The sequence below is a fragment of the Streptomyces sp. GC420 genome (genome assembly GCF_009916105.1).
In the GTDB taxonomy this organism is placed as follows: Bacteria; Actinomycetota; Actinomycetes; order Streptomycetales; family Streptomycetaceae; genus Streptomyces.
In genome coordinates, this window is the sequence record NZ_JAAAXQ010000654.1 from 1 (window position 1) to 2,483 (window position 2,483).

At 73.0% G+C, this 2,483-nt stretch carries 3 protein-coding genes; all 3 read left to right on the forward strand.

Translation table 11 applies throughout. The features are described from left to right. Positions 1-295 precede the first annotated feature (295 nt). The 3 genes from GUY61_RS37435 to GUY61_RS37445 all read left to right on the forward strand — a co-directional run bounded on the left by GUY61_RS37435 (position 296) and on the right by GUY61_RS37445 (position 2,429). On the forward strand, positions 296-1,297 hold the full coding sequence (locus tag GUY61_RS37435; protein WP_398958334.1) for an alpha/beta fold hydrolase: 1,002 nt from the start codon (positions 296-298) through the stop codon (positions 1,295-1,297). 170 nt (positions 1,298-1,467) lie between these two features. Beyond that, complete coding sequence (locus GUY61_RS37440; RefSeq protein ID WP_166634745.1) at positions 1,468-1,968, forward strand: MarR family transcriptional regulator; 501 nt, start codon at positions 1,468-1,470, stop codon at positions 1,966-1,968. Continuing rightward, entirely contained in the window at positions 1,965-2,429 is a 465-nt protein-coding gene (locus GUY61_RS37445) for a MarR family winged helix-turn-helix transcriptional regulator (RefSeq protein ID WP_166634746.1), read from the forward strand. The genes GUY61_RS37440 and GUY61_RS37445 overlap by 4 nt, the downstream gene beginning before the upstream one ends. The last annotated feature ends 54 nt before the right edge of the window (positions 2,430-2,483 follow it).

The window sequence follows — 2,483 nt, forward strand, 5'->3', positions numbered from 1 at the left end:
CCCCTCCACCGACCCCCGCTTCCGCGACCGCCTCTACCTGGTCAACGCCCGCTTCACCACCACCCCGACGCCCGACACGGCGTACGGCGCGGTCGCCGTGCCCCTGTCCCGCGAGCGCCCCGCCGGGTCGCGGCGGTGACGCGTGCGGTGACACTTGCGGTGACCGCGGACGGGCCGACCGGTCTACGCTCGTAGGCAGGAAGCGGTGCACCCGAGCGGTGCCGCGCGCGCGGGGAGGAAGGTGGTGTCCTTGGCCGGTCCCTCCCCCCGAGCGCGCCCAACGGGCGCCGGCGGCCTGCGTCCCGTCGCGGACGGCGACCCGCGCCTGCTTCACCACGTGGTACACGGCTACCGGCGCGCCTACCGGCTGGCGGGGAGCGGCCCCGCCGTGGTGCTCATCCACGGCATAGGCGACTCGTCGGCGACCTGGGCCGACCTCATCCCCGGCCTGGCCGGCCGCCACACGGTCATCGCCCCGGACCTCCTCGGCCACGGCGCGTCCGACAAGCCGCGCGCCGACTACTCCGTCGCGGCGTACGCCAACGGGGTGCGGGACCTGCTCGGCGTACTGGGCATCGAACGGGTCACACTCGTCGGGCACTCGCTCGGCGGCGGGGTCGCCATGCAGTTCGCTTACCAGTTTCCCGAGCGCACCGACCGACTGGTGCTGGTCAGCACCGGAGGGGTGGGACGCGAGGTCAACCCGATGCTCAGGGCGGTCTCGCTGCCCGGAGCCGACCTGGTGCTGTCGGCGCTGCGACTGCCCGGCATGCGCGTGCAGGCCCGCCTCGTCACGGAGCTGATGCGGCTGCTCAACACCGACCTCGGCCAGGACGCGTCCGACCTGCTCAACCTCGTGGACGCGCTGCCCGACGCGACGGCGCGCAGCGCGTTCATCCGCACGCTGCGCGCCGTCGTCGACTGGCGCGGCCAGGTGATCACCATGCTGGACCGCTGCTACCTCGCCCAGGGCATGCCCACGATGCTGCTCTGGGGTTCGCGCGACAGCGTCCTGCCCGAAGTGCACGCGCACCGCGCGCACGCCGCCATGCCGGGCAGTCGTCTGGAGATCTTCGAGGGCGCCGGGCACTTCCCGTTCCACAGCGACCCGGTGCGCTTCCTCTCCCTGGTCGAGGATTTCATCGCGACCACCACTCCGGCGGACTGGAGCGCGGACCGCTGGCGCGAACTGCTGCGCGCCGGACGGCCCGGCACGGCCGTGGGCCGTCCGGACGACGCGCGCAACCGGGCCGTCGAACGGGGACTCCGCGACGCGAGCGAGCGCAGCGCCACCTGACCCGCCCGGCGTGGCACCGCGCGGTGAGCGGATCTGCCGGCTGCCCCGCGGTCGACCCTCTTCCGGCCCCCAGCCGCTTCCGTCCCCTCCAGCCGCTTCCGGACCCGATCCCGATTCCGGTGGCGCAGAGTTAGTATCCATGGACTTAATATTCATGTACTGTATCTGTCGTGAGTACGGCACCCAAGGGCCCGACGCCCGGCTTCCTGGTCTGGCGCCTGTCGACGAAATGGCGCGTGGCGGTCGACCGTGCCCTGGCGCCCCTCGGTCTGACACACGCGCAGTACTCGCTGCTGGCCTCTCTGCTCGGCATGGGCCGCTCTGGGCAGCGGCCCAGCCAGAGGCAACTGGCCGGCCACACCGGCCTCGAACCGCTCTACGTCTCGAAACTGGCCCGCACCCTCGAGTCCGCGGGACTCGTCGAGCGGGCCGCCGACCCCGCCGACACCCGGGCCGTGCAGCTCTCGCTCACCCCCGAGGGCCTGGAGACCACCCGGCGGGCGATCACCGTCGTCCACCGGCTCCTCGACCAGCTCCTGGAGCCGCTCGGAGGAATGAACAGCATTCGGACCCAGACCTTCACCCGGGACCTGGAAGCTCTGCTCGACGTCCCTCTCACGCCCTTCGAGCCTCCTGTACCTCCCCCGTCTCCCATCAAGGAGCAGCCATGAGCACCGCATCGACCGCCCCGGCGGCACCCCCTGTCAACGGGCAGGTCGTCGGCCTGGCCCACTATGCGAGCAGGGCCGTCCTGGAGCGGGTGCTGGCCCGTTCCGGCATCACCTTCCAGCAGTCGCTCGCGCTGAACGGCGTCGCGAACGCGGCCGGATCCGTGGCCGCTGACGAACTGACCGGCGCGCTGGCGCATGCCCTCAAGACCGACGCGTCCGAAGTCCGGGGGAGCGTCGACGGACTCGTCGCCGCCGGACTGCTGGAGACTCTGCCGGGGGAGCCGGTGCGCGTCCGGTTCACCGAGGCGGGTGACGCCCTCCGGCGTGAGATCGGCACCGCGGGCGCCGAGATCGCGGCCCGGCTCTACGCGGACATCCCCGCCGAGGATCTCGCGGCGGCAGGCCGGGTGCTGCGGCTGGTCACCGAGCGGGCCAACGCCGAACTCGCCGCCCGGAACTGACCCGGCGCGCCGCTCCCGGCCCTGCCCCGCCGACCTCGACCCACCGACCTCGGC